Origin of the sequence: Pseudomonas trivialis, from assembly GCF_001439805.1 — a bacterium.
Lineage (GTDB): Bacteria > Pseudomonadota > Gammaproteobacteria > Pseudomonadales > Pseudomonadaceae > Aquipseudomonas > Aquipseudomonas trivialis.
The window spans coordinates 1-24,411 of sequence record NZ_JYLK01000001.1 but is presented as its reverse complement, the minus strand read 5'-3'; the positions used below and the strand labels follow the sequence as shown (position 1 = coordinate 24,411).

Below are 24,411 nucleotides of genomic sequence, written 5' to 3'. Positions count from 1 at the left end.
TCACCTTCAGGCGCTGAAACAAACCCCGGAAAATTCCGGGGTTTGTCGTTTCTGCCAGCCCCGTTATCATTCGCCCCATCTTTCGGGGGATTTAACTGATGCTCAATGGCCTGTGGCTTGGCTTCTTTGTCGTGGCAATGGTGTCAGCACTGGCGCAATGGCTGGTGGGCGGTAACGCCGGGATTTTCGCGGCGATGGTCGAAAGCATTTTCGCCATGGCCAAATTGTCGGTGGAAGTCATGGTGCTGCTGTTCGGCACCCTGACCTTATGGCTGGGCTTTTTGCGCATCGCCGAAAAAGCCGGGATCGTCGACTGGCTGGCCAAGGCCCTCGGGCCGCTGTTTCGCCGGCTGATGCCCGAAGTGCCGGCCGGCCACCCGGCCATCGGCCTGATCACCCTCAACTTCGCCGCCAATGGCCTGGGCCTGGACAACGCTGCGACGCCCATCGGCCTGAAGGCCATGAAGGCGCTGCAGGAACTCAACCCCATCCCCAACACCGCCAGTAACGCGCAGATCCTGTTCCTGGTGCTTAACGCCTCGTCGCTGACGCTGTTGCCGGTGACCATCTTCATGTACCGCGCCCAGCAAGGCGCCGCCGACCCGACGCTGGTCTTCCTGCCGATCCTGCTGGCCACCAGCGCCTCGACGCTGGTGGGCCTGCTGTCGGTGGCAGTGATGCAGCGCCTGCGGTTGTGGGACCCGGTGGTGCTGGCCTACCTGATTCCCGGTGCGCTGGTGCTGGGTGGTTTCATGGCGTTGCTGGCCACCCTGTCCGCCACGGCGCTGGCCGGGCTGTCGTCGATTCTTGGCAACCTGACGCTGTTTGGGTTGATCATGCTGTTTCTGCTGATCGGCGCGCTGCGCAAGGTCAAGGTGTACGAGGCGTTTGTCGAAGGGGCCAAGGAAGGCTTCGATGTGGCGAAAAACCTGCTGCCCTATCTGGTGGCGATGCTCTGCGCGGTGGGCGTGCTGCGTGCTTCCGGGGCGCTGGACTTTGGCCTCGAAGGCATCCGGCATCTGGTGGCGTGGACCGGCATGGACACGCGCTTTGTCGACGCCCTGCCGACCGCGATGGTCAAGCCGTTCTCCGGCAGCGCGGCGCGGGCGATGCTGATCGAGACCATGCAGACCCAGGGCGTGGACAGCTTCCCCGCGTTGGTGGCAGCGACGATTCAGGGCAGTACCGAGACCACGTTTTATGTGTTGGCGGTGTACTTTGGGTCGGTGGGGATTCAGCGGGCAAGGCATGCCGTGGGGTGTGCCTTGCTGGCGGAGTTTGCCGGTGTGGTTGCGGCGATTGCGGTGTGCTACTGGTTCTTTGGCTGAGGCTGAAATCGCCATCGGGAGCAAGCCCCCTCCCACATTTTGAAAGTGTTCACAGGTCAAAATGTGGGAGGGGGCTTGCTCCCGATGAGGCCCTCAGCGATTCGTTGCTCTACTGCCCTGCTCAACCACCCAATCCACCACCTGCTTATTCAACTGATCCGCCGCCAATCCAAACGCTGCCACCACCGCCGGCACCTTGGTATCTGCCACCGGCTGCCTTACCTCAAACCGGCGGCTGGCAATAATCCGCTGATCACTGCCCCGCACCAACCGCGCATCCAACCGAATCACCACCTGCACCGCACTGCCCTGGTATTCGCTCTGGAACGCCTGCAACTGTCCGCCCAGTTCATAGTCGGCCTGCAGGTTGGTCTCGTCGGTGCTCAGTAGCGTCACCCGGGCGTCGCGCTGGAACCCGTCCAGCAGGCGATTGCGCAGCAGCACCGGCGCCGGGTCGCTCCAGCGCGCGTGGGCATAGCTGCTGATCAGGTTGCCATTGGGCACCACGGCAATGCGCGGGCTGTCGAGGAACTCGCTGGTCTGGGGCTTGGTCACGCGCAGCGACCAGCTCAATGGGGTGCCTTGTGTGGCGGCGGGCGTCGCCGTGAGGCGGTACACGTCCGACGGGTCGGCCTTGGGCAGGATCGAGCACGCGCTTAGAAGTGCCAGGGCCAGTGGAACGATCAGTTGGCAAGCACGCTTCATGGCGTGAACTCCTTGTTCTTGTCGCTGCCCAGCAGGTAGCCGCTGGGGTTGGCTTCCAGGCGCCGGGAAATGGCGCGCAGCGACGCGAGGGTTTCGCGCAGCTCGCGCACGGCTGGCGCCAGTTCGTTGAGGCCCTGCATGCCGCTGTTCACCGAATCCTTGTTAGTGGTGAGCAAGGTATTGATGGTGGCGGTGCTTTGTTGCAGGGATTTCATCGCCTGCTCGGCGCTGCCGAACGCCTGTCTGCCCTGATCGTTGAGCAAGCCATTGGCGCTGCGCATCAGCACGGTGGTCTGCTCGAGTGCAGCGGTGGCCTGCTTGCTTACCTGCATCAGTTGTTGCATCACCACCTTGATATCGCCGCGCTGGTCGGCAATGGCGCCAGTGGTTTGCTGCAGGTTGTCGAGGGTCTTGCTCAGGCGGTCGACGTTCTGCGACGAAAACATATTGTTGGCGTTGTGCAGCAGCAGGTTGATGCCGGTCATCAAGTCATTGCTGTTATTGAGCAGTCGCGCGATGGGCGACGGTGAGGCGATGATCTGCGGCAGCTCGCCGTCCTTGCCCTGGAGTTCGGGGCTTTGGGGTGTGCCACCGCTGAGCTGGATGATTGAGGTGCCGGTGATGCCGGTCAGCGCGAGCTTGGCCTGGGTGTCTTCCTTGATCGGCGTCTGCCCGGCCAGGCGGATGCGCGCCAGTACGCGGCGCGGGTCTTTGGGGTCCAGGCGCAGGCTGGTGACGTCGCCCACCTTGATCCCGCTGTACTGCACCGAACTGCCCTGGGACAGGCCGCTGACCGCTTCGTTGAAGATCACTTCGTAATCCTGGAAGGCGCTGTCGACGCTGGATTTGGCCAGCCACAGGCCAAACAGCATTGCGCCGACCACCACGATCACGCTGAACAGACCAATCATCACATGATGGGCGCGGGTTTCCATGTCATACCTCGTTGAGCGGTTGAGCGGCATCCAATGCCGCGCGGCCCCGTGGGCCGTGGAAATACTCGTGAATCCAGGGGTCGTCGGTTTCCGAGACGACATCGATGGCGTCGGCCACCAGCACTTTCTTCTGCGCCAGCACCGCCACGCGGTCGGTGATGGTGTACAGCGTGTCCAGGTCGTGTGTGACCAGAAACACGCTCAGGCCCAGCGCGTCGCGCAGGGTCAGGATCAGTTGGTCGAATTGCGCAGCGCCAATCGGGTCAAGGCCGGCGGTGGGTTCGTCGAGAAACAGGATATCCGGGTCCAGTGCCAGGGCACGGGCCAGGGCCGCGCGCTTGATCATGCCGCCGGACAGCGATGCCGGGTATTTGTCGGCGGCCGACAGCGGCAAGCCAGCCAGGGCCAGCTTGACCGCCGCCAGGTGCTCGGCGTCGGCGCGGCTGAGGCCGGCGTGTTCGATCAGCGGCAGGGCGACGTTCTCGGTGACGGTGAGTGACGAGAACAGCGCGCCCTTCTGAAACAGCACGCCAAAGCGGCGTTCCACCAGGGAGCGTTCGTGCTCGGGCAGGTTCGGCAGGTTCTGGCCGAACACACGCACCTGGCCGGCGCTGGGCCGGCGCAGGCCGACGATGCTGCGCAGCAGCACCGACTTGCCGCTGCCGGAGCCGCCGACCACGGCGAGAATTTCGCCTTTGTATACATCCAGGTCGAGGTTCTCGTGCACGCGTTGGCTGCCAAAACGATTGCACAGGCCACGCACTTCAATCACCGCCTCGGCGGGTGCACGCAGTGGACGACTCACCAACCCATCTCCATAAAGAACAGCGCTGCGACCGCATCCAGCACGATCACCACGAAAATCGACTGCACCACGCTGGAGGTGGTGTGGGCACCCACCGACTCGGCACTGCCGCTGACCTTGAAACCTTCCAGGCAGCCAATGGCCGCGATCAGAAACGCGAACACCGGCGCCTTCACCAGGCCCACCAGAAAATGTTGCACGCCGATGTCCGATTGCAGCAGCGACAGAAACATCGCCGGCGAAATATCCAGGGCCACGGCACACACCACGCCACCGCCGACAATGCCCGACAGCATCGCCAGAAACGTCAGCATCGGCAGCGCCACCAGCAGCGCCATGACGCGCGGCAACACCAGCAGCTCCATCGGATCCAGGCCCAGGGTGCGGATGGCGTCGATCTCTTCGTTGGCCTTCATCGAGCCGATCTGCGCAGTAAAGGCGCTGGCCGTGCGGCCGGCGATCAGGATGGCGGTGAGCAATACGCCGAATTCACGCAGAAAAGAGAACGCCACCAGGTCCACGGTGAAAATCGTCGCGCCGAAGCTCTTGAGCACCGTGGCACCCAGAAACGCCACCACTGCGCCCACCAGGAAGGTCAGCAGGGCGACAATGGGCGCCGCGTCGAGGCCGACCTGCTCCAGGTGCGCGACCATCGGCGTGAGGCGCCAGCGTTTGGGGCGCAGGATGCCGCGGGCGAAGGTTTCAAGGATCAGGCCGATAAAGCCCAGCAGCTGTTTGCTGTCCTGCCACACGGTGTCCACCGCCCGGCCGATGCGCGCCAGCAACTGGATGCCGGTGGCCTCTTCCGGGCCTTTATCGGGCACGCAGAAATCGTTGAGGGAACGGTAGACGGTCTTGAGCAGCGCGCGGTCGGCGGCGGACAAACTGCAATCGGTCTGTTCGGCCGATTGCTCGATGCGGGTGGGGCCGAGCAACTCCACGAGCAGCGACGCGCCGGCAGTGTCCAGCGCGCCGAGGCCGTTGAGGTCGATGCGCGCGGCGGCGTCGTACTGGCCGTCGAGCCTGGCTGACAGTTTGCGCAGGCTTGCGTAGTGGGCCAGCGTCCAGTCCCCCGTAATCCGCAACTGTGGCGGCGAGATGGACGTATCGAGGTGGGCTGCGCCGGGCGTGGGACTGCTGGTCATAAGCTCCGAGCTTGTGCTATTTCGCAATGGCTACGTAATAGCACACTACCGTCTACGTTGGGTTGTCCGTTTGTGCGGTGTCCGTCACTTTGAAGCGCAGCACGCCGATCACCTGCCCGTCTTCGGTGAGCACCTGTACCTGCCAGCGCCCTGCGGCGTCGCCGGGGAAGTTCTGTTTGTGGGTCCAGGCGCGGTAGCCTTCCTTGCGCCCGCCGTGGATATCGAGGGCGATGCGGTCGACTTCTTTCCCGTTGTATTTCCACACATGGTAGATCCGCTCATCCAGCCCGCGCGGCGCATTGATGGCGGTGTAGGCGTAAAGCCCGCCGCTGCGCAACTGGGCGGCGTTGACTTCCTTGAGGTCGTCGCCGGGCGTGCGATCCTGCATTTGCGTGCTGATGGCCACTTCGGTCATCCACAGCGTGGCGGGCGGCACCCAGCTGCGCAGGAACCAGCCGGCGCAGCCGATGGCAGCCGTAACCCCCAGCAGCATCGCCCAGCCCCTGAGGCTGCGCAGCGGCAGGCTCAACGCCAGGCTTGGGATCGACAGCGCCATGGCCACGCCGAGCGCCAGCTTGTAACTCTCGGCGGTGGTCAGGTGCAGGATGATCGGCAGCGCGGTGAGCAGCGCGGCAAACAGTGTCAGGGTGTGCAGGGCCAGAAACAGCGAGCGCTTGGGCGCCAGCCATTTGTAGTACAGCGGGTCGATGATCGACACCAGCGCCGCCGCGCCCAGCAGGCCGGTGAACACCGATTGGCCGCTGTTCCAGGCGGTGGTGACGAAGAAAAACGGCAGCACGAAAAACAGGCTTTCCTGGTGAATCATCTGGGTGGCATAGCGCAACAGCGGTTCGGGGATTTCCCGCTTGAACAGCTTGGCGAACAGTTGGGTAAAACTGTTTTCCAGCATCAGCCACAGCCAGCTCACCAGCATGATCACCGCGATCCAGCTGGCCATGCCCTGCTGGCGGTCCACCAGAATGAAGCTGCCCACGCCCGAGATGAAGCCGCCGAGTGCGATCACCCCTGGGTAGCGCTTCATCAGTTCGAGGATGCGCTGGATTACGTGACTCAGGTTTGGCATTCGGCGATTCGCAGTAGGTGTAGGAAAAGATCCCGGACAGAATAGCGTCTCGGTACGCGTGTGCGGTGGCTCACTGCGCGATCCGTTTGCGATAACCGCGCACGCCGATCAACACAATCGCGATCAGCCCGAGCACGCCGGCGCCGATCCAGTTCAGGGCCTCGTAGCTGAGCAGCGGTTTTTCGATGCGCCAGTAGCCCGGTTGCTTGAGCACCTGGCGCATGGCCTGGTTGGTCTGTTCCAGGCTGACCGCCTTGATGCGCTTGACCGGGTCGCTGAAGCGCCCGTTGGCGTACTCGCCGGACGCGCTCCAATAATAGTCGGCCAGGGCGCTGTTGCCCTGCACGGCCCAGGCCTGGCGGGCGACGGCGGCCTGTTGCAGGCGGGCGAAGGCGGCCGGGTCGAGGCCGTCCTTGAGCAGCCTGGCTGTGAGGTCGTGCAGCACCTGTTCGGCCTCGGGGAGGTCTTCGCGTTCAAGATCGGCATTCAGGCTGAGGAAGCCGACACCGCCGAGTACTTCGCGCTCACTCCAGGGGCCGTAGGATAAACCGTGCCTGAGGCGCAGTTCGCGGTACAGCGCCCAGTCGAGGTAATCCTTGAGCAGGTCGTAGGTTTCGTCATGCTGATCGTCCAGCATTGGCTCGGGAAACAGCCAGTGCAGCTTGGCGCCGTCGCCGACCCAGCCGCGCATCAGGTCGCGACGATGAGCGGCGGCGTGCTGGATGTCGGGCAGGGCCAGGTGGTCGGTCGGCTCGACCGGGTCGAGTTCGCCGTAGGTGCGCTCAAGGTAGGCCGGCAGCAGTTTGTCGAGGTCGCCGACGATGATCAGGGTCATGTTGTTGGGGGCGTACCAGTTTTTGCGCAGCGCCTCCAATTGATCGCGCGTGAGTTGACCGACCTCGGCGCGTTCGGCGCACTTGAGGCCCAGCTCGACCGCCAGTTGATTGCTGGCGGTGTGGCCCAGGTCCTGGCGGTCGAGCAGGCGCTGCAGGTGCGAGTAATGCCCGCCGTCCTCGCGCTCGACGACGCGTTTGGCGGCATTGATATTGGCGTCGGTCAGTTCGGTGCGGGTAAGGATGGCCAGCAGCAGGTCCAGCACCTTGCGCTGGTTTTGCGCCGGGGCCTCGATTACGAAGGTGGTGTCGGCATTGCTGGTGTAGGCGTTCCACTCGCCGCCCAGGGCTTGCATGCGGTCTTCGAGATCACCTTCGCCGCTGCCGTCGATGCCGCTGAACAGCAGGTGTTCGAGCAGGTGCGGCAGCTCTTTTTGCTCGCAACTGAAATCATCCAGGCCCACGCCAACCACCAGGCGAATCGCCACATGCCCGCGTTCGGTGCCTGGCTTGAGCAGCACTTGCAGGCCGTTGGGCAAGGTATAGCCCTCGACTTGCAAACGGTCAAAAGCAAAGGCATGGGCAGAACCCATGAGCAGACAGGCGAACAACAGGCGACGCATAACAAGCTTCCTGGCGAGTGAGGTCAGCTTTAACTGACTTCACGGGCCACCATCCGTTCAGGGTGAATGCGTGATGTCGGCAATATCGTCGGCGGAGAGTGCGCCGGTGTCAGACGTTTCCAGCACGACATAGGCGCTGCTGCAAAACAGCGAGTTGAGGCGCTTCATGTCAGCAATCAGCTCCAGGTGCAGGGAACTGGTCTCCAGGCTCTGTACAACTTTGTGTTGCAGCCGGCTGACGTGGGCGTGGGCCAGACGGCGCTCCTGGGCGCGGAAGCGGCGTTTTTCGCGCAGCAACTGACGGGCGCTTTCCGGGTCGGCACTCAGGAATACCGACAGCCCCAGGCGCAGGTTGGCGATCAACTGGCTGTGCAGGCCCGAAAGCTCCTCCAGGCCGACCTCGGAAAACTGGCGGCGCTGCGAGGTCTTCTGCTGCTGCACCTTGCGCAGCATGCGCTCGATCAGGTCGCCGGCCAGCTTCAGGTTGATCGACAGCTCGATGATTTCGGCCCAGCGGCGGCTGTCGTGTTCACCCAGGTCTTCGCGTGGCATCTGCGCCAGGTAAAGCTTGATCGCGCTGTACAGCGCCTCGACATCGTCGCTGAGGCTGCGCATTTCCTGAGTGATGGCGGTTTGTTTGCCGCGCAGCACTTCCTGCATGGCCATGAGCATGTTGTCGATCAGGTCACCCAGGCGCAGGGTCTCCCGCGCGGCGTTGGCCAGGGCCAGGCTCGGTGTGGCGAGGGCGGCAGGGTCCAGGTGGCGCGGCTTGGCCTTGCCGTTGACCTCTTCGCGCTCCGGCAGCAACCACTCGCACAGCCGCGCCATGGGGCCGATGGTGGGCAGCAGGATCAGGCAACGGCTGACGTTGTAGAGCAGGTGGAAGGTGATGACCATGCCTTGGGCGCTGTAGTCCAGGCTGTCCATCCACAGCACCAGCGGGTCGAGCACCGGGATGATCAGCAGCAGGCCGATCAGTTTGTAGAGCAGGCTGCCCAGCGCCACCTGGCGCCCGGCGGCGTTCTGCATGCTGGTGCTGAGGAAGGCCAGTATGCCGCTGCCGATATTCGCGCCGATCACCAGGCCGATGGCCACGTGCAGGCCGATCACGCCGGCGCCGGCCAAGGTGGCGGTGAGCAGCACGGCGGCCAGGCTGGAGTAGGAAATCATCGCGAACAGCGCGCCGATCAGGGCGTCGAGCAGGATGTCGCCGGTGAGCGAGGCGAAGATCACCTTGACGCCCTGGGCATGGGTGATCGGGCCGGCGGCTTCGACGATCAATTGCAGGGCGAGGATGATCAGGCCGAGGCCGATGCTCACGCGGCCCATCTGGCCGGCGCGTGTCTGTTTGCGTGAGAGGAAGAAGATAACGCCGAGGAAAATCAGCAGCGGTGACAGCCAGGACAGGTCGAAGGTCAGCACCCGCGCCATCAGCGCCGTACCGACGTCGGCGCCGAGCATGGTCGCCAGTGCGGGCACCAGCCCCATGAGGCCTTGACCGACAAAGGACGTTACCAGCATCGCGGTGGCGTTGCTGCTTTGCACCATGGCCGTCACCAGGATACCGGCGACGAAGGCCAGCCAGCGCCTGGACATGTTCTGCCCGATGACTTGGCGCAAATTGGCACCGTAGACCCGCAGAATGCCGGTACGGACGATGTGCGTGCCCCAGATAAGCAGGGTCACGGCGGAAAGCAGATTGAGCAAGGTCAGCATGCTCGGCCCCCCGTGTGGGTATGCTTCATGAGAAGCAAAGGAAAGGTGCCGCGTGCGGTTCTACGTCTTGTATTCAAGCTGTAGTTGGCGAATGGGCTTCGCGCCAGCATCGCATAGCTATATTGAGGATTGAAACAAAACTGTCATGAAAGACGCTCCCACGTGCAGTGTGGGAGCGTTAGCGGCGGCTCAGGGATTATTGACCCGGAACATCCTTGCGCAGTTTCACCGGGTCCTGCTGTTTCTTCTTTTTCGCGATGGCGGTGCGCATCTTGATGTTGACCGCTTCCACCGCCAGCGAGAACGCCATGGCGAAGTAGACGTAGCCTTTTGGCACGTGCACGTCGAAGGATTCGGCGATCAGCACGGTACCCACCACCAGCAGGAACGACAGCGCCAGCATCTTCAGCGACGGGTGCTTGTCGATGAACGCGCTGATGGTGCCGGCTGCCAGCATCATCACCAGCACCGCGACCACAATCGCCGCGACCATCACCGGCACATGGGACACCATGCCGACGGCGGTGATCACCGAGTCCAGGGAGAACACGATGTCGATGATCGCGATCTGGATGATGGTGTAGATGAACTTGCCACCCTTGCCACCGGGTTCGTCCTGGGATTCGTCTTCACCTTCGAGGGCGTGGTACATCTCCTGGGAGCTTTTCCACAACAGGAACAGGCCACCGAAGAACAGGATCAGGTCGCGACCGGAAATACCCTGGCCGAACACCACGAACAGGTCGGCCGTGAGTTGCATGACCCAGGTGATCGACAGCAGCAACAGGATGCGCGTGACCATGGCCAGGGCCAGGCCGAAGATCCGGGTGCGCGCCTGCATGTGCTTGGGCATGCGACTGACCAGGATCGAAATCATGATGATGTTATCGATGCCCAGGACGATCTCGAGGGCCGTCAGGGTGAAGAAGGCAATCCAGATTTCCGGATTGGTCAGCCATTCCATGTGTATTCCTTTGAGCGTGTGTTAGACCACGCCAGCGTAGGGCCGGCGCAGTTGGGTTGTAAGATTATAGAGTGCTGAACAGCGGAAAAATCCCCATCAGCAATGCGGCAACCATTATGCACAGGCACACCAGCACTGCCCACTTCAGGGTAAAGCGCTGGTGATCGCCGAATTCGATACCGGCCAGGGCCACCAGCAGGTACGTCGACGGCACCAGCGGGCTGAGCAAGTGCACTGGTTGGCCAACGATCGAGGCGCGGGCCATTTCCACGGCGGTGATGCCGTAATGGCTGGCCGCTTCGGCCAGTACGGGCAGTACGCCGTAGTAGAACGCGTCGTTGGACATGAAGAACGTGAACGGCATGCTCACCAGCGCGGTGATCACCGCCAGGTACGGGCCCAAGGCCTCCGGGATGACCGCCAGCAGGCTCTTGGACATGGCGTCGACCATGCCGGTGCCCGACAGGATGCCGGTGAAGATACCGGCGGCGAAGATCAGCCCGACCACCGCCAATACGCTGCCGGCATGGGCGGCGACGCGGTCTTTCTGTTGTTGCAGGCACGGGTAGTTGACGATCATGGCGATACTGAACGCCACCATGAACAGCACCGGCAGCGGCAACAGGCCGGCAATCAGCGTGCACATCAGGCCCAGGGTCAACGCACCGTTGAACCAGATCAGTTTGGGACGGCGGGCGTCGGGGAATTGAGACACGCTGATGTCGCTGTGGTCGATGTCGTCACCCTGCAGGTGCAGCTCACCCAGGCGTGCGCGTTCGCGCTTGCCGTACATATAGGCGATCACCAGGATTGCCACGACACCGGCGGCCATGGCCGGAATCATCGGTACGAAGATGTCGGACGGGTCCACATGCAGCGCACTGGCGGCACGGGCGGTCGGGCCACCCCATGGGGTCATGTTCATCACGCCCCCGGCGAGGATGATCAGGCCGGCCATGATCCGAGGGCTCATGCCGATGCGCTTGTACAGCGGCAGCATGGCCGCCACGCAGATCATGTAGGTGGTGGCGCCGTCACCGTCGAGTGACACCACCAACGCCAGCACGGCGGTGCCGACGGACACTTTCAGCGGGTCGCCCTTGACCATCTTGAGGATCTTGCGCACGGCCGGGTCGAACAGGCCGGAGTCGATCATCAGGGCAAAGTAGAGGATGGCGAACATCAGCATCACGCCGGTCGGCGCAAGCTTGGTGATGCCTTCGAGCATCATCGGGCCGATCTTCGGTGCGAAACCGCCGAACAGCGCGAACAGGATCGGTACGATGATCAAGGCGATCAGCGCGGACAGGCGCTTGGTCATGATCAGGAACATGAACGTGATGACCATGGCAAAGCCAAGGAAAGTCAGCATAGGAATACTCCAGGCGTAGCGCGGCTAGGGAATGGCGAACCGGTTTGGGCTCAGCGCAGAACGAAAGGCACGAGGCGTACGGGGGGAGTGAGGGCAAGCAGGCGTTTACTAGCGGACATCAGGATCACCATTGTTGTTGTTAACAGTCGGTCTGTTGCCGACAGTGAGGGCGATCCTAGACGCGTAAGCTTTCAGCCAGCTTTCGCCGGGGAAACAGGGGACACACGGTAAAAATTTCAGGCTGCTTGAATTATGTAGCGTGGCCTTACGGCAGTTCGAGGCCGCCAGCGGCTTTATGGAGACTGCGCAGATGCTCGCCGACTTGCTTGAGATTCGCCTCGCACGCGGCGATCTCGGCGGCGCGGGACGGCTCCAGCAGCGCCCTCACCTCTTTATCCAGCTCGCCAGTCAGCGATTGCAGTTGTTTCTGGCGTTCGGCGCTCTCCGATTCCAGACGCTTGGCTTCCGACGGCTGCGGCAGACCGTAACCACTGCTGCCAAGCAGCTCCGCCGGTCGGCTGAGAAAGCCGCTGTTGGCGAGGATCTGTTGCAGCGTTGCGTTGGCCTTCTCCATGCCGCCGTTCTTCAGCTCGCGGGCACCGAGGTAGCGTTGTTTGACTTCGTCCTGAGCCAGCATCAACTGCCTGCGAAAGCTGGCCTGCTCCAGCAGCAGCAACGCGGCGCTGGTGCGCAGGTCGGCCTGGTCGAACCATTGACGGCGCTCCTGGGCACTCAGCGACAGCCAGTCTTCGACCTCGGTCTGCTTGATCGGCAGGTATTTGCGCAGCACATCGAACATCGCCTGGTAGCGCTCACGGAACGAGTCGAAGTGGTAACCCAGGCGCAATGCCTTGCGTTTGTCGTCCAGTACGCTGGTGTCCGCCAGACCCCGGGCTTGCAGCACTTCGAGCAGGCCGTTGGGGGTGATGTTGTCCAGCCCGGTCAGTTGCGGGTTGGCACTGCCGCTGCGCAACAGCTTGAGGCTTTCGACGGCGCAGTTGTTGGAGATGAAGAAATAGTTGCCGTCGTAGCTCCAGTGCATCTCGGCGGCGTGTTCGACGGTGTCGTTGATCTCCTGGCGCGACAGCTTCAGTGGCACGGAGGCCAGGCCGCGCAGCTCGGTCTTGGTGTACTCGTCAATCACCTGGGCCAGCGGCAGCACGAACAGGCGTGACGGGTACTTGCCCACCAGACCGTCCCAGCTCGACAGTTGTACGTCACCGACGAATGCGCGGTAAGACAACACCAGATGCTGGTCCAGGTCCAGCCGGCAATCCGGGCCGCGAGGGCGTCCGGGGGCGCAAATCACCAGGCGCAACATGCTGTGGCCCCAGCGGCTGACCAGGTTCTGGTTGGCTTCGGCGAGCAGGTAGTCGATTTCGTAGACGCGTTCGGGATCGACATGGCCCAGTGGCGTTTTGGCAAAGTCATTGCCGGCATTGAGGAAGGCGTAGGTTTTTTCGCAAGCGTCCTGCTGGGGGGGCGCCCAGCCGAAGTGTTCCTTGTAATAGCGGAACAGCGAAGGGCGACGGCAGGCGTAGCTCGGGTCGAGGAGGAAGTACTCCATGTTGACCGCCACGAACTCCAGCGGGCTGGTGGTTTCGTAGAGGTCCGGGCTGCGCGCGATCTGGCGGTTGTGCTGTTCGCGTTCGCCGCGACGGCCCACATATTGCGGCCAGCCAGCGATGTCCAGCAGGCGTGGATCATCGCTGAGGGTGAAGCGGCGGTTGTTCTGACCCCGGCATTGGTCGGGCAGGCCGATCAGGCCGGTGATGCTGTTCTGGCGGCTGCAGCGGTTGATCAGTGCGCGGTCGTCTTTGGACCACAGGCGCGCACGGTCATAGATGTGGGTCAGTTCATGCAGCACGGTGGCGAGCATTTCCCGGCGTACGGTGCCGTGGGGGCGATGGGTCTTCTGGGTGGCGGCGCTGCCGTCGGTGAGGCTGGCGAGCAGGTTGCGGTTGAGGTCGAGCTCGGACACCAGCGAGGCCTGGCCGTAAGCGTTTTCGGGCATCTCGTCGGTCCAGCCGACATCAATGCGGCGGTCCAGTTGCTCGATAAATCGGGGCGGCAAGGCACGCATTGCTTCATCAAGCAGCGCCTGGCTGGCCTGCTGTTCAGCGGGGCTCAGGCCTTCGGTCTTGAGCCGCAGTTGCAGGCTGGCCTGGGCAGCGCCGCTACACAGCAGCACCGTCCCGGCCAGGAGCCAGGCGAGCAGGCGCCTCACAGAGCGAGAATAGCTTCGGCGAGGGTCTGGTCAGTGGCGTCGCGAGCTTCGGGCACGCGGGTGCGCAGGGTGTCGAAGGCGGCTTCGAGTTGTGCGCCGCGGATCTCGCCATTGGTGGCGACGAAACTGGCGGCATCATCGTGGGCTTCACGCACGACTTTGGAGTCGCGGATGGAGGTGGTGGTGTCCGAGGTGAAATCGATGGTGCGCGCTGAGGCACGGACGACGATGTTACTGGTGGCCTTGAGGGTTTGCGCCTGGGCGACATCCGCCAGGAACAGCAGGCCGAGGGCGGCGATGATCAGCGGGCTACGCATGGAATGGCTCCAGAATATAAAGATGATGATTGGACGAGAATTGCCTGCGCCAGTTCAAGGTCGCTTGCATGAAGTTTTGGCCGGGTGCGGCGCAGGTAATCCAGCGCAGACTCCAGGCGTGCGCCCCGCCATTGGCCGTCAGTGGCAATAAAGGCGGCAGCATCATCCCGTGCGGCCAGTACTGTTTTTCTGTCGAAGGGGGCTGACGTCACCTTGCTGGTGGCGTACACGCTGACGACGGTGCTCTGCACGGTCACGTCAAAGGCCGAAGCCAACGGTGACCAGCCAGCGCACATCAACGCGGCAACAGTGAACAGGCGGTAAGAAAAAGCCATGGGACTCGACGCATGAAAACGAGCGCCAAGGCTAGCGCAATGCCTCGGCGAGAGCCAGCGCAGCGGCGTTTGGGAGCGGCTGGCGCTCCCTTTTCCTACACCGCAGTTATCAGATGGCCAGGATCGCCTGGGCCAACTGTGCATCGGTTGCGGTATTGAGCTGCGGCGCCTGTTGGCGGATCTGCGCCAGGGCGCTCTCCAGCTTCACGCCACGGATGGCGCCTTCACTGGCCACAAAACTGGCGGCGTCGTCACGGGCGGCGCGTACGACCTTGTTGTCGCGCAGGGAGGACGTGGCATCGGAGGTTGCGTCGGACGTGGCTTTCAGTGCGCCGACGATGGAGTCAGTGGTGACGATAAAGCTGCTGGCGTGAGCATTGGCGGCCACAACGAGAAGCGTGGCAGCGCTCAACAGGCGAAGACGGGACATGGTGTAACTCCTGTGGATGAACAATCAAGGTGGCGCAGGACATCTGCGCTGTGGGCGATGTTGCCATTGAACAATCTGACGTCAGCTCTGCACGGTTCGCCACGTAGTAGCGGAATATTAGGCTGCGGCTTGAGTGTGCGGGTAATTTTATATCGCTGCTTGAATTGTACTGGTGCTTTACAGGTTTATTAAAACTGTACTGATTTCGAGGTCAATCACTTTCAAATCCAAACGCCGAATACAACAAAGCCCGCCTCCGGTCTCCCGGGGCGGGCTTTGTTTTGACAAATCAGATTGCTGGCGTTGGACCCGGAAGGTCAGGGCCAGCGAGCGCCAATCAGCGCCAGAACGGCTTGCTCAGCTCTTCGTAGCGTTGAGCTTCGCTGATACCGGCGTCAGCCAGCAGACGCGAATCCAGGCGAGCCAGTTGATGGCGGCTGGAGATGCGGCGCTGCCACAACATCAGGTTGGCGAGAACGCGCAAAGGCATGGAAGCCTGGTTGTTTACAGCTTTTTCTTCGAAGAACAGTTCGGAACTGAGTGTACGTTCCATGATTGCATCCTTCCGCTTATGGCGGGATTAGGTAGTGGTTTAACTGGTGCCAATGATCCTCCTCGGGCGCAAGACTCTCCAGATACAGTTCACCTGTATTGTGAGGGCCCAGTTAACTGTTTAAAGGCGCTGTACTGTACGGAAATGGGGCAACTGTACCTGTCCGCACTGAAACAGTGCGAAATAAGTAATTTCGAGGTAGGCCGTAGGATGTTTCGGTAGGAAAAGACCGGTACAGCAGTACAGTTTTTTACATAAGTACGGGCGTTGGCCGCGAGCTGAGCAAACTGTGTTTGCATCAGCTCGAATCTGTATCCATCACGCCTTGAGCATATGCCCGGTTTCTTCCAGGTTAATGTGCCAGCTCAGTGCCTCGCGCAGGATGTGCGGCGTATGCCCGCCGATAGCGCAGGCAGCTTCAAAGTAATGGTCGAGGGCATCGCGGTACGCCGGGTGCACGCAGTTGTCGATGATCACCCGCGCCCGTTCCCGTGGCGCCAGGCCGCGCAGGTCGGCCAGGCCGACTTCGGTCACGAGGATATCGACGTCATGCTCGGTGTGGTCCACATGGCTGACCATCGGCACCACACTGGAAATCGCGCCATCCTTGGCAATCGACTTGGTGACGAAGATCGCCAGATGCGCATTGCGCGCGAAGTCGCCGGAGCCGCCGATGCCGTTCATCATGCGCGTGCCGCAAACGTGGGTGGAGTTGACGTTGCCGTAGATGTCGAACTCCAGCGCCGTGTTGATACCGATAATGCCCAGGCGCCGCACCACTTCAGGGTGGTTGGAAATCTCCTGTGGTCGCAGTACCAGCTTGTCCTTGTAGTGTTCCAGATTGCCGAATACGTCTGCATTGCGACGTTCCGACAAGGTGATGGAGCTGCCGGAGGCGAAGCTCAGCTTGCCGGCGTCGATCAGGTCGAATGTCGAATCCTGCAACACTTCCGAATACATGGTCAGTTCTTCGAACGGCGATTCGATCAGGCCGCACATCACCGCGTTGGCGATGTTGCCGATGCCGGCCTGCAGCGGGCCGAGCCGGTTGGTCATGCGTCCGGCGTCGACTTCCTGCTTGAGGAAGTTGATCAGGTGATCGGCGATGCCTTGGGTGTCGCTGTCCGGTGGTGTCACGGTCGAAGCCGAATCCGCCTGGTTGGTGATGACGATGGCGACTATCTTTTCCGGTGGAATCGGAATCGCGGTACTGCCAATGCGATCGTCGACATTCACCAGCGGGATTGGTGTGCGGGTCGGTCGGTAAGTCGGGATGTAGATGTCGTGCAACCCTTCCAGATTCGGGTTGTGCGCCAGGTTGATCTCGACGATCACCTGCTTGGCGAAAATCGCAAAGCTGGCCGAGTTGCCCACCGACGTGGTGGGCACGATATGCCCCTGCTCGGTGATGGCGATGGCTTCGATCACGGCAATGTCCGGCAACTTGAGCTGGTTGTTGCGCAGTTGCTCGACGGTTTCCGACAGGTGCTGATCGATGAACATCACTTGGCCGGCGTTGATCGCCTTGCGCAGGGTGCTGTCGACCTGGAACGGCATTCGGCGGGACAGCACACCGGCTTCGGTCAATTGCTTGTCCAGGTCGTTGCCCAGGCTGGCGCCGGTCATCAGGGTGATTTTCAGCGGTGAAATTCTGGCGCGTTCGGCCAGGGCGTGGGGCACGGCCTTGGCTTCGCCGGCGCGGGTGAAGCCGCTCATGCCGACGGTCATGCCGTCCTCGATCAGTGCGGCGGCGTCGGCCGCGCTCATGACCTTGTTCATCAATGACGGCAAGCGGATACGATCACGGTACATGGATAGTTATCTCGGGCTACGGAGGCAAGGTGCGCAGTTTAGTCATTTCAAAAAGTTTCGGCGCGCTACCATGGTCGCATGCCAAGCCTTGATTTAGAGCCTTTGGTCGGTTTTACCCGCGCATTAAAAAACCCCAGCCTACGACAGGCCGGGGTTTGGTGTGTTGCGCTGGAGCAGGTTATTCGACGGCCTTCACCATATCTTCAATGACTTTTTTGGCATCACCAAAGACCATCATGGTCTTGTCGAGGTAGAACAGTTCGTTGTCCAGGCCGGCATAGCCGCTGGCCATCGAGCGCTTGTTGACGATGATGGTCTTGGCCTTGAACGCCTCGAGGATTGGCATGCCGGCAATCGGCGAGTTTGGGTCGTTCTTGGCGGCCGGGTTGACCACGTCGTTTGCGCCCAACACCAGCACCACGTCGGCCTGGCCGAACTCGGAGTTGATGTCCTCCATCTCGAACACCTGGTCGTAAGGCACTTCCGCCTCGGCCAGCAGTACGTTCATGTGCCCTGGCATACGGCCGGCCACGGGGTGGATCGCGTATTTCACGGTGACGCCGCGGTGGGTGAGCTTCTCAGTCAGTTCCTTGAGCGCATGCTGCGCGCGTGCCACGGCCAGGCCGTAGCCTGGGACGATGATCACGGTGTCGGCATTGGTCAGCAGGAAGGTCGCGTCGTCGGCCGAGCCGGACTTCACCGGGCGCGCTTCTTTCGACCCTGCCGCCGCACCGGCATCCGGCGCATTGCCGAAACCGCCGAGCAGTACATTAAAGAAGGAGCGATTCATGGCCTTGCACATGATGTACGACAGGATCGCGCCGCTGGAGCCCACCAGCGAGCCGGCGATGATCAGCATTGAGTTGTTCAGCGAAAAGCCGATACCTGCCGCCGCCCAGCCGGAATAGCTGTTGAGCATCGACACCACCACCGGCATGTCAGCGCCGCCGATGGGGATAATGATCAGCACGCCCAGTACAAACGCCAGGGCCAGCATGAGCGCGAAGGCTGTGAGGTTGCCGGTGAGCATGAACAGCAGGCCCAGACCCAGTGTTGTCAGACCGAGCACCAGGTTCAGCTTATGCTGACCGGCGAACTGTACCGGCGCGCCCTGGAACAGGCGGAACCTGTACTTGCCCGACAGCTTGCCGAAGGCGATCACCGAACCGGAGAAGGTGATGGCGCCGATGGCTGCGCCGAGGAACAGCTCCAGGCGGTTGCCGGCAGGAATCGCGTCACCCAGCTGTTTGACGATACCCAGCGATTGCGGCTCGACCACGGCGGCAATCGCAATAAATACCGCCGCCAGGCCAATCATGCTGTGCATGAACGCCACCAGCTCCGGCATCTTGGTCATTTCCACGCGCTTGGCCATGATCGAGCCGGCGGTGCCGCCGATCAGCAGGCCGACGATCACATAGCCGATGCCGGCCGTTGCCAGTTCTGCGCCGAGCTTATAAATGAGGCCCACGGTGGTCAGCACCGCCAGCGCCATGCCGAGCATGCCGAACAGGTTGCCACGTCGCGACGTGGTGGGGTGTGACAGGCCCTTGAGGGCCTGGATGAAACAGATCGACGCGATCAGGTAGAGCGTCGTCACCAGATTCATGCTCATTATTTCTGCACCTCTTCTTTAACCTTGGGCGCTTTCTTCTTGAACATCTCAAGCATCCTGCGGGTGACCAGGAAACCGCCGAACACATTTACCGCCGCGAGGGCAACGGCCAGGGTGCCCATGGTCTTGCCCAGCGGGGTAACCGTGAGGGCGGCTGCGAGCATGGCGCCGACGATCACGATTGCCGAGATCGCATTGGTCACGGCCATCAACGGCGTGTGCAGCGCGGGGGTAACGTTCCAGACCACGTGATAACCGACGTAAATCGCCAGCACAAAGATGATCAGGTTGTAGATACCCGGGGAGATAAGCTCTTCCATTGTCCGAATCCCTGCTTAGGCGTTTTTGCGGATGACTTGGCCGTCGCGGCACATCAGGCACGCGGCGACGATGTCGTCTTCGAGGTTGATTTCAAACTGCCCTTCCTTGGTGAAGACCAGCTTCAGGAAGTCCAGCAGGTTGCGCGCGTACAGGGCCGAGGCGTCGGCGGCCACGGCGCCGGCGAGGTTGGTCGGGCCGCAGATGATCACGCCGTTTTCCACGACGACCTGATCGGCGACGGTCAGTGGGCAATTGCCGCCCTGAGCGGCGGCAAGGTCGATCACCACCGAACCTGGCTTCATCTGCGCGACGGTCTCGGCGCTGAGCAACGTCGGCGCCTTGCGGCCGGGGATCAGAGCGGTGGTGATGACGATATCGGCCTGTTTGGCGCGTTCATGCACGGCCAGGGCCTGACGCTGCATCCAGCTGGCGGGCATCGGGCGGGCGTAACCGCCGACGCCGACGGCGCACTCGCGTTCTTCATCGGTTTCGTAGGGCACGTCAACGAACTTGGCGCCGAGGGACTCGATTTGTTCCTTTACTGCCGGGCGCACGTCGGAAGCTTCGATCACTGCACCCAGACGTTTCGCCGTGGCGATGGCCTGCAGGCCCGCGACGCCGGCACCAAGGATCAACACGCGCGCCGCTTTCACGGTGCCTGCGGCAGTCATCAGCATCGGCATGAAGCGCGGGTAGTGGTGCGCGGCCAGCAACACGGCCTTGTAACCGGCGATGTTGGCCTGGGAGGACAGCACGTCGAGGCTTTGGGCGCGTGATGTACGCGGCGCCGCTTCGAGAGCGAAGGCAGTGATGCCGTGCCCGGCGAGCCTGGCGATGGTTTCGTTGCTGAACGGGTTGAGCATGCCCACCAGGACGGTGCCGCTTTTGATCAGCGCCAGTTCGCTGTCGCTGGGCGCCACCACCTTGAGAATCAGCTCGGCGCCAAAGGCATCGTTGGCAGTGCCAATGGTTGCGCCCGCCACTTCATAGGCGCTGTCGACGATGCTGGCCTTGGCGCCTGCTCCGCTTTGTACCGTGACCTTGTGGCCCTGGCCGATCAGCTTCTTGATGGTTTCCGGGGTGGCAGCCACCCGCGTTTCACCGGTCTGGGTTTCGAGAGGAACACCAATGTGCACGTCAAATCTCCTGCATGATCTTTTTGCTTTTGATCTTTTTGTAAAAAGGCCAGTGCACCGCGAGTGGCGCAACTGGGGCGGCCGATCAGCACGATCCCGCAGAAATGACAGCGGGGCGCGGCATTTTGCAGGCGAACTTTACGGCCTTCAAGGGATTATGACGGGTGACGAATAATTAACTACAAGTCACCGTGTGACTGATTGTCGCAACTATGTGAATTAACCTGTTTAACTTCAGTTAGTTAGAGTGATAACAGTGTTTATAGCGTATTTTTTCATCGCTGCCACGAAACGTCGTGCATTGAACAGTGGGAGTCGCTGAAACTCATGGAAACAATGGCGTTCAGGCTTTTTTGGACAGGTAGCTACAGTCGGTTTAATTGCGACATATAAATATATCTGTAGGGCTTTAATTTATCTGACTACAAGGTCAGTAATTTATGGCTGTTCTTTAATTGCCTGGGCTGTAGCGCCTTGACTGCTCAATCAACCAGTTTCTGAAAGCGTGTAATGAGGCGGATCCGACCTTTCTCTCCGGAATCATCAGGAAATAGGCTTTGGTGCTGCTCAGCGCTTCAGGGTTGGCGATCACCAATCGCTGTTCTTCAAGCTCTCGCTGGATAAGGAAAGGTGGAATCAGGGCGATGCCCATGTCATGCATGGCTGCCTGGGACAGCATCGAGAACAGCTCGTAACGGGGGCCTGTCATGTCGCGAGGTACGTTCAACTGTTGAGCGTTGAACCACTGGCGCCAGGCATAAGGGCGCGTGGTCTGTTGCAGCAGCGGCAGTTCCGCTATCTCCTGCGGGCTGAAATGCCTGCGTGTGCCGAGCAGTCCTGGACTGCAGACCGGCACGGGGTTTTCTCCCATCAACCTGTGGGATTCGGTACCGGGCCAGTCGGCGTCGCCAAAGTAGATGGCCGCGTCGAATTCAGTGTCGGCAAACAGGAAGGGGCGCGTGCGGTTGGTCAGATTGACGGTGACTTCCGGGTGCCGGTGCTGAAAGTCCTTGAGGCGGGGGATCAGCCATTGCGTACCAAAAGTCGGCACCACGGCCAGCTCGATGACATTGGTGCCCTGCTGGCCCATCACCGACAAAGTGTCGCGTTCCACGGCATCCAGTTGCGTGGCCACTCTGCGGCTGTAGGACAACCCCGCTTCGGTGAGTTTGACGCCACGTCGCGAGCGACGAAACAGCTCGACACTCAAAAACTCCTCAAGGCTCGCAATCTGTCGACAAATGGCGCCCTGGGTAATGGAAAGCTCGTGGGCCGCCTTGGTAAAGCTCTCGTGACGGGCCGCGGCTTCGAAACTCACGAGGGCGGTGGTGCTGGGAATTTTTCTGCGCATGTACCGTCCTCTCACGTCAAAGGCGCGTCTGCGGCGATCTTGAGTATTACGAAGTGACAAATTATCACAAGGCTATGCGGAAACCTCGTTTGCCGTCTCCTCTTGCCCGACCTACGCTGCATGCACGACTTCTGAATCTCTCACCGAGGACTTATTCATGGCTGGCAAGGCAAGCTTCAACTGGATCGATCCGCTGCTGCTGGATCAACAGCTCACCGAAGAGGAGCGCATGGTGCGCGACACGGCCGAGCAATTCGCGCAGGACAAGCTGGCGCCGCGGGTTCTTGAAGCTTTCCGTCATGAAAAGACCGACCCTGCCATCTTCCGTGAAATGGGCGAAACCGGACTGCTCGGTGCAATGATTCCCGAACAGTACGGTGGCAGTGGTTTGAATTACGTCAGCTACGGGTTGATTGCTCGCGAAGTGGAGCGTGTCGATTCGGGTTATCGCTCGATGATGAGTGTGCAATCGTCACTGGTCATGGTGCCGATCAATGAGTTCGGCACAGAGGCGCAGAAACAGAAGTACCTGCCGAAGCTGGCGTCCGGCGAGTGGATCGGCTGTTTTGGCCTGACGGAACCTGACCATGGTTCCGACCCAGGCGCGATGATTACCCGTGCACGCAAAGTGGAAGGCGGCTACAGCCTGACCGGCGCCAAGATGTGGATCACCAATAGCCCGATCGCGGATGTATTCGTGGTGTGGGGCAAGGACGATGCCGGTGACATCCGTGGATTTGTATTGGAGAAAGGCTGGAAGGGCCTGAGTGCTCCGGCGATTCATGGCAAGGTCGGCCTTCGTGCGTCCATCACCGGTGAGATCGTGATGGAAAACGTATTTGTACCGGAAGAGAATATTTTCCCCGACGTGCGCGGTTTGAAAGGGCCTTTCACATGCCTCAATTCGGCGCGCTACGGAATCTCCTGGGGCGCGCTGGGTGCTGCAGAATTCTGCTGGCACACCGCTCGCCAATACACCCTTGATCGTCAGCAGTTCGGGCGACCATTGGCCGCCACTCAGTTGATCCAGAAGAAGCTGGCCGACATGCAGACCGAAATCACTCTGGCCTTGCAAGGCTGCTTGCGTCTGGGGCGTATGAAAGATGAGGGGACGGCTGCTGTCGAGATTACTTCGATCATGAAGCGCAACTCGTGCGGCAAGTCTCTGGATATCGCGCGCATGGCACGGGATATGTTGGGCGGCAACGGGATCTCCGATGAGTTCGGGGTGGCGCGTCACCTTGTCAATCTTGAGGTGGTCAACACCTATGAAGGCACCCACGATGTGCATGCCTTGATTCTGGGGCGTGCGCAAACCGGTCTCCAGGCTTTCTATTAACAGGAGCGTGGGCATGGGTGCGCTTTCGCATTTACGGGTACTGGATTTATCGCGGGTGCTCGCAGGCCCTTGGGCCGGGCAGATTCTTGCGGACCTTGGGGCTGAGGTGATCAAGGTCGAGCGACCGGGCAAAGGTGACGACACTCGCGCATGGGGGCCTCCGTTCCTTAAGGACGCCTACGGCGAGAATACGAGTGAGGCGGCGTATTACCTGTCGGCTAACCGCAATAAGGAGTCGGTGACCATCGACTTCACCCGGCCGGAGGGGCAGAAGCTGGTGCGTGAGCTGGCGGCCAAGTCCGACATTCTGATCGAGAATTTCAAGGTGGGTGGCCTCGCCGCGTATGGGCTGGACTATGAGTCGCTCAAGGCGATCAACCCGGAGCTGATTTATTGCTCGATTACGGGGTTTGGTCAGACGGGGCCGTATGCGTCGCGCGCGGGCTATGACTTCATGATCCAGGGGTTGGGTGGGCTCATGAGCCTGACCGGCCGGCCGGAGGATGATGAGGGGGCGGGGCCGGTGAAGGTTGGGGTGGCGTTGACGGACATTCTGACGGGCCTTTACTCAAGCGTGGCGATCCTGGCAGCGCTGGCGCACCGCGACCACGACGGTGGGGGGCAACATATCGATATGGCGTTACTGGATGTGCAGGTGGCTTGCCTGGCCAACCAGGCGATGAATTACCTGACCACAGGTGTTTCGCCTAAACGCCTGGGTAATGCTCATCCGAACATCGTGCCGTATCAGGATTTCCCCACTGCCGACGGCGATTTCATCCTGACTGTCGGTAATGACGGGCAGTTTCGCAAGTTTGCTGAAGCAGCAGGGCAGAATGAGTGGGCCGATGATGCGCGTTTCGCCACTAACCAGATGCGGGTAGCTAATCGAGCGCTGTTGATCCCGCTGATTCGCCAGGTCACTGTTTTCAAAACGACAGCCGAGTGGGTGTCATTGCTGGAGCGGGTCGGTGTGCCGTGTGGGCCGATCAATGATCTTGCGCAGGTGTTTGCCGATCCGCAGGTGAAAGCGCGTGGCCTGGCGATGGAGCTGCCTCACGTATTGGCGGGGAGGGTGCCGCAGGTAGCGAGCCCGATGCGGCTGTCCAAGACGCCTGTTGAATATCGTAGCGCGCCTCCTCTATTAGGTGAGCATACGGCCCAGGTGCTGCAGACGTTATTGGGGCTGACGCCTGAGAAAATCGCGACTCTGAGGGCGGTTGGAGTTATTTGATTCAGCTCTTCTATATAGAAGGAGCAGGTTGTTGATGGTTTTTTAAGCAATCCTAACTAATTCATAGGGAATACAAACTTAGGGGTTGACGGCAAATCCTGGACGTCTATAATTCGCCCCACTTCCGGCGCAGTCGAAACGGAAAACTCCTTGGTAAACAAGTAGTTATGCAAGATTCGACAGCGAGTTGCTTCAGTTCATCGAAGCCTGGAAGAAGTTGATAGTGCGGTG

The 24,411-nt window shown here is 61.2% G+C and carries 22 protein-coding genes; 3 read left to right on the top strand and 19 right to left on the bottom strand.

The window, feature by feature from the left end:
* The first annotated feature begins 98 nt into the window (after window positions 1-98).
* On the top strand, window positions 99-1,328 hold the full coding sequence (locus TU79_RS00105) for a nucleoside recognition domain-containing protein (protein WP_057006172.1): 1,230 nt from the start codon (window positions 99-101) through the stop codon (window positions 1,326-1,328).
* A 93-nt stretch (window positions 1,329-1,421) separates the two neighbouring features.
* On the opposite strand, the gene TU79_RS00100 is transcribed toward TU79_RS00105, so the two are convergent.
* The 19 genes from TU79_RS00100 to TU79_RS00015 all read right to left on the bottom strand — a co-directional run bounded on the left by TU79_RS00100 (window position 1,422) and on the right by TU79_RS00015 (window position 21,607).
* Window positions 1,422-2,033, bottom strand: a complete 612-nt coding sequence (locus TU79_RS00100) for an ABC-type transport auxiliary lipoprotein family protein (protein ID WP_057006171.1) — start codon at window positions 2,031-2,033, stop codon at window positions 1,422-1,424.
* Entirely contained in the window at window positions 2,030-2,968 is a 939-nt protein-coding gene (locus TU79_RS00095; RefSeq protein WP_057006170.1) for an MlaD family protein, read from the bottom strand. Before TU79_RS00095 ends, TU79_RS00100 begins: the two co-directional genes overlap by 4 nt.
* 1 nt (window position 2,969) lies before the next feature.
* Complete coding sequence (locus TU79_RS00090) at window positions 2,970-3,773, bottom strand: ABC transporter ATP-binding protein (protein ID WP_057006169.1); 804 nt, start codon at window positions 3,771-3,773, stop codon at window positions 2,970-2,972.
* On the bottom strand, window positions 3,770-4,918 hold the full coding sequence (locus TU79_RS00085; protein ID WP_057006168.1) for an ABC transporter permease: 1,149 nt from the start codon (window positions 4,916-4,918) through the stop codon (window positions 3,770-3,772). Before TU79_RS00085 ends, TU79_RS00090 begins: the two co-directional genes overlap by 4 nt.
* A 52-nt stretch (window positions 4,919-4,970) precedes the next feature.
* Window positions 4,971-6,002 (bottom strand): DUF5924 family protein, encoded by a 1,032-nt coding sequence (locus tag TU79_RS00080; protein WP_057006167.1) that lies wholly within the window; start codon window positions 6,000-6,002, stop codon window positions 4,971-4,973.
* A gap of 70 nt (window positions 6,003-6,072) precedes the next feature.
* Window positions 6,073-7,458 (bottom strand): M16 family metallopeptidase, encoded by a 1,386-nt coding sequence (locus TU79_RS00075; RefSeq protein WP_057006166.1) that lies wholly within the window; start codon window positions 7,456-7,458, stop codon window positions 6,073-6,075.
* A gap of 57 nt (window positions 7,459-7,515) precedes the next feature.
* Window positions 7,516-9,174: a Na/Pi cotransporter family protein gene (locus TU79_RS00070; RefSeq protein ID WP_057006165.1), complete on the bottom strand. Its 1,659-nt coding sequence runs from the start codon at window positions 9,172-9,174 to the stop codon at window positions 7,516-7,518.
* Between the two features lie 196 nt (window positions 9,175-9,370).
* Window positions 9,371-10,138 carry a TerC family protein gene (locus tag TU79_RS00065; RefSeq protein ID WP_057006164.1) on the bottom strand — a complete coding sequence of 256 codons (768 nt, stop codon included), beginning with the start codon at window positions 10,136-10,138 and terminating at the stop codon, window positions 9,371-9,373.
* Between the two features lie 64 nt (window positions 10,139-10,202).
* Window positions 10,203-11,510 carry a CitMHS family transporter gene (locus tag TU79_RS00060; RefSeq protein WP_003233770.1) on the bottom strand — a complete coding sequence of 436 codons (1,308 nt, stop codon included), beginning with the start codon at window positions 11,508-11,510 and terminating at the stop codon, window positions 10,203-10,205.
* A 265-nt stretch (window positions 11,511-11,775) separates the two neighbouring features.
* The gene (locus TU79_RS00055) at window positions 11,776-13,737 is read right to left on the bottom strand and encodes a DUF7844 domain-containing protein (protein ID WP_057006163.1); all 1,962 of its coding nucleotides are present in this window, start codon (window positions 13,735-13,737) and stop codon (window positions 11,776-11,778) included.
* Window positions 13,734-14,054, bottom strand: coding sequence for a DUF2388 domain-containing protein (locus tag TU79_RS00050; protein ID WP_057006162.1), 321 nt, complete (start codon window positions 14,052-14,054; stop codon window positions 13,734-13,736). The genes TU79_RS00055 and TU79_RS00050 overlap by 4 nt, the downstream gene beginning before the upstream one ends.
* Entirely contained in the window at window positions 14,039-14,389 is a 351-nt protein-coding gene (locus TU79_RS24875; protein ID WP_069665335.1) for a DUF2388 domain-containing protein, read from the bottom strand. Before TU79_RS24875 ends, TU79_RS00050 begins: the two co-directional genes overlap by 16 nt.
* A gap of 109 nt (window positions 14,390-14,498) precedes the next feature.
* A complete protein-coding gene (locus tag TU79_RS00045; protein ID WP_057006161.1) occupies window positions 14,499-14,819 on the bottom strand; it encodes a DUF2388 domain-containing protein in 321 nt (106 codons plus the stop codon).
* A gap of 337 nt (window positions 14,820-15,156) precedes the next feature.
* On the bottom strand, window positions 15,157-15,372 hold the full coding sequence (locus TU79_RS00040) for a DUF1127 domain-containing protein (RefSeq protein ID WP_003233780.1): 216 nt from the start codon (window positions 15,370-15,372) through the stop codon (window positions 15,157-15,159).
* A 318-nt stretch (window positions 15,373-15,690) separates the two neighbouring features.
* Entirely contained in the window at window positions 15,691-17,184 is a 1,494-nt protein-coding gene (scpC, locus tag TU79_RS00035; RefSeq protein WP_057006160.1) for a succinyl-CoA:acetate CoA-transferase ScpC, read from the bottom strand.
* A 178-nt stretch (window positions 17,185-17,362) separates the two neighbouring features.
* Complete coding sequence (locus TU79_RS00030) at window positions 17,363-18,799, bottom strand: NAD(P)(+) transhydrogenase (Re/Si-specific) subunit beta (protein ID WP_057006159.1); 1,437 nt, start codon at window positions 18,797-18,799, stop codon at window positions 17,363-17,365.
* Entirely contained in the window at window positions 18,799-19,119 is a 321-nt protein-coding gene (locus tag TU79_RS00025) for an NAD(P) transhydrogenase subunit alpha part 2 (RefSeq protein ID WP_025854291.1), read from the bottom strand. The genes TU79_RS00030 and TU79_RS00025 overlap by 1 nt, the downstream gene beginning before the upstream one ends.
* Window positions 19,120-19,134: 15 nt before the next feature.
* The gene (locus tag TU79_RS00020; protein WP_057006158.1) at window positions 19,135-20,256 is read right to left on the bottom strand and encodes a Re/Si-specific NAD(P)(+) transhydrogenase subunit alpha; all 1,122 of its coding nucleotides are present in this window, start codon (window positions 20,254-20,256) and stop codon (window positions 19,135-19,137) included.
* 451 nt (window positions 20,257-20,707) lie between these two features.
* Window positions 20,708-21,607 carry a LysR family transcriptional regulator gene (locus TU79_RS00015; RefSeq protein ID WP_057006157.1) on the bottom strand — a complete coding sequence of 300 codons (900 nt, stop codon included), beginning with the start codon at window positions 21,605-21,607 and terminating at the stop codon, window positions 20,708-20,710.
* 157 nt (window positions 21,608-21,764) lie between these two features.
* On the opposite strand from TU79_RS00015, the gene TU79_RS00010 reads away from it, so the two are divergent.
* Window positions 21,765-22,946 (top strand): acyl-CoA dehydrogenase, encoded by a 1,182-nt coding sequence (locus TU79_RS00010; protein ID WP_057006156.1) that lies wholly within the window; start codon window positions 21,765-21,767, stop codon window positions 22,944-22,946.
* A gap of 13 nt (window positions 22,947-22,959) precedes the next feature.
* Window positions 22,960-24,180, top strand: a complete 1,221-nt coding sequence (locus TU79_RS00005) for a CaiB/BaiF CoA transferase family protein (protein ID WP_057006155.1) — start codon at window positions 22,960-22,962, stop codon at window positions 24,178-24,180.
* Window positions 24,181-24,411 lie beyond the last annotated feature (231 nt).

Excerpts from the sequence above, each read along its gene's own strand:
- TU79_RS00085 (WP_057006168.1), bottom strand. The coding sequence starts at position 4,918 with ATGACCAGCAGTCCCACGCCCGGCGCAGCCCACCTCGATACGTCCATC.
- TU79_RS00005 (WP_057006155.1), top strand. The coding sequence starts at position 22,960 with ATGGGTGCGCTTTCGCATTTACGGGTACTGGATTTATCGCGGGTGCTC.
- TU79_RS00100 (WP_057006171.1), bottom strand. The coding sequence starts at position 2,033 with ATGAAGCGTGCTTGCCAACTGATCGTTCCACTGGCCCTGGCACTTCTA.
- TU79_RS00075 (WP_057006166.1), bottom strand. The coding sequence starts at position 7,458 with ATGCGTCGCCTGTTGTTCGCCTGTCTGCTCATGGGTTCTGCCCATGCC.
- TU79_RS00040 (WP_003233780.1), bottom strand. The coding sequence starts at position 15,372 with ATGGAACGTACACTCAGTTCCGAACTGTTCTTCGAAGAAAAAGCTGTA.
- TU79_RS00060 (WP_003233770.1), bottom strand. The coding sequence starts at position 11,510 with ATGCTGACTTTCCTTGGCTTTGCCATGGTCATCACGTTCATGTTCCTG.
- TU79_RS00010 (WP_057006156.1), top strand. The coding sequence starts at position 21,765 with ATGGCTGGCAAGGCAAGCTTCAACTGGATCGATCCGCTGCTGCTGGAT.
- TU79_RS00030 (WP_057006159.1), bottom strand. The coding sequence starts at position 18,799 with ATGAGCATGAATCTGGTGACGACGCTCTACCTGATCGCGTCGATCTGT.
- TU79_RS00095 (WP_057006170.1), bottom strand. The coding sequence starts at position 2,968 with ATGGAAACCCGCGCCCATCATGTGATGATTGGTCTGTTCAGCGTGATC.
- TU79_RS00050 (WP_057006162.1), bottom strand. The coding sequence starts at position 14,054 with ATGCGTAGCCCGCTGATCATCGCCGCCCTCGGCCTGCTGTTCCTGGCG.
- TU79_RS24875 (WP_069665335.1), bottom strand. The coding sequence starts at position 14,389 with ATGGCTTTTTCTTACCGCCTGTTCACTGTTGCCGCGTTGATGTGCGCT.
- TU79_RS00080 (WP_057006167.1), bottom strand. The coding sequence starts at position 6,002 with ATGCCAAACCTGAGTCACGTAATCCAGCGCATCCTCGAACTGATGAAG.
- TU79_RS00015 (WP_057006157.1), bottom strand. The coding sequence starts at position 21,607 with ATGCGCAGAAAAATTCCCAGCACCACCGCCCTCGTGAGTTTCGAAGCC.
- TU79_RS00065 (WP_057006164.1), bottom strand. The coding sequence starts at position 10,138 with ATGGAATGGCTGACCAATCCGGAAATCTGGATTGCCTTCTTCACCCTG.
- TU79_RS00045 (WP_057006161.1), bottom strand. The coding sequence starts at position 14,819 with ATGTCCCGTCTTCGCCTGTTGAGCGCTGCCACGCTTCTCGTTGTGGCC.
- TU79_RS00070 (WP_057006165.1), bottom strand. The coding sequence starts at position 9,174 with ATGCTGACCTTGCTCAATCTGCTTTCCGCCGTGACCCTGCTTATCTGG.
- TU79_RS00105 (WP_057006172.1), top strand. The coding sequence starts at position 99 with ATGCTCAATGGCCTGTGGCTTGGCTTCTTTGTCGTGGCAATGGTGTCA.
- scpC (WP_057006160.1), bottom strand. The coding sequence starts at position 17,184 with ATGTACCGTGATCGTATCCGCTTGCCGTCATTGATGAACAAGGTCATG.
- TU79_RS00025 (WP_025854291.1), bottom strand. The coding sequence starts at position 19,119 with ATGGAAGAGCTTATCTCCCCGGGTATCTACAACCTGATCATCTTTGTG.